At 64.0% G+C, this 991-nt stretch carries 1 protein-coding gene; it reads left to right on the top strand.

The window, feature by feature from the left end; translation table 11 throughout:
- The coding region (gene traM / locus ACESTR_RS16230; protein ID WP_373179453.1) for a conjugative transposon protein TraM at positions 1–951 on the top strand (951 nt) is incomplete at its 5' end.
- Between the last annotated feature and the right edge of the window lie 40 nt (positions 952–991).

The raw sequence follows: 991 nt of genomic DNA, 5'->3' as shown, positions 1-991 counted from the left end.
CCCGTCATGCCCGCTGCCGTGCCGGATAAGTCTTCCGGCCCTGCCGGCGGTTCGTCGGGAGCTTTCCGGACTTCCCGTGCCGCCTATGCCGACATCAACCGCCAGTTAGGCAGTTTCTACGAGGACACCGCCGGTGAAACGGGGGAAGAGCGCGAGATGCAGGCCCGCATCGAGGAACTGGAACGCCGCCTGGAAGAACAGCAGGCGCAGAAAACGGCCCAGGAGGAGCAGGTGGCGCTGCTGGAGAAGTCCTACGAGATCGCCGCCCGCTACATGAATGGCGGTCAAGCCCCTGAAGCCCCGCGTCAGAAAGCCTCCGTTTCCGGCAAGGCTTCCGTGCAGCCCGTGCGCCAGGTGCGCCGTAACATCGTGTCGCTGCTCGCCGCCCCGCTGCCCGATTCGGTCTTCGCCCGTGAGTTCGTCAAGCCCCGGAACTGGGGTTTCAACACGGTGGGGAGCGACCTTCGCGAGCCCGAGCGCAACAGTATCCGTGCCGCCGTGCAGCAAACCGTGACGCTCACCGATGGCGGGGAGGTTACTTTCCGGCTGCTGGAACCGATGATGGCGGGAGAGCTGCTCATCCCCTCGGGTACGCCCGTAACGGGGGCGGCGAGGATCAACGGCGAACGGCTGACGGTCAAGGTCAGCGCTGTCCAGCACGGCGGGGCGGTCGTTCCGGTCGATCTGTCGGTCTATGACACGAACGGCAACGAGGGTATTCCCGTGCCGGGGTCGGAAGAACTCAATGCCGTGAAGGAGATCGCCGCCAATATGGGTGCGGGCATGGGCAGCAGTATCACGATCACGGACGATGCCGGTTCGCAACTGCTCTCCGACCTGGGGCGCAGCGCCATCCAGGGCGTGTCGCAATACGTGAGCAAGAAGATGCGCTCGGTCAAGGTCACGCTCAAGGCCGGTTACAGCGTCCTGCTGCTCCCGCCCCTTCAATAAGGGTACAAACGACGTACTTCCGTACACCACTGAAAAAATC

This window comes from Alistipes sp. DJF_B185, assembly GCF_964250025.1.
In the GTDB taxonomy this organism is placed as follows: Bacteria; Bacteroidota; Bacteroidia; order Bacteroidales; family Rikenellaceae; genus Alistipes; species Alistipes finegoldii.
The sequence above is the reverse complement of the archived record's forward strand: the minus strand, read 5'-3'. Positions and strand labels throughout refer to the sequence as shown.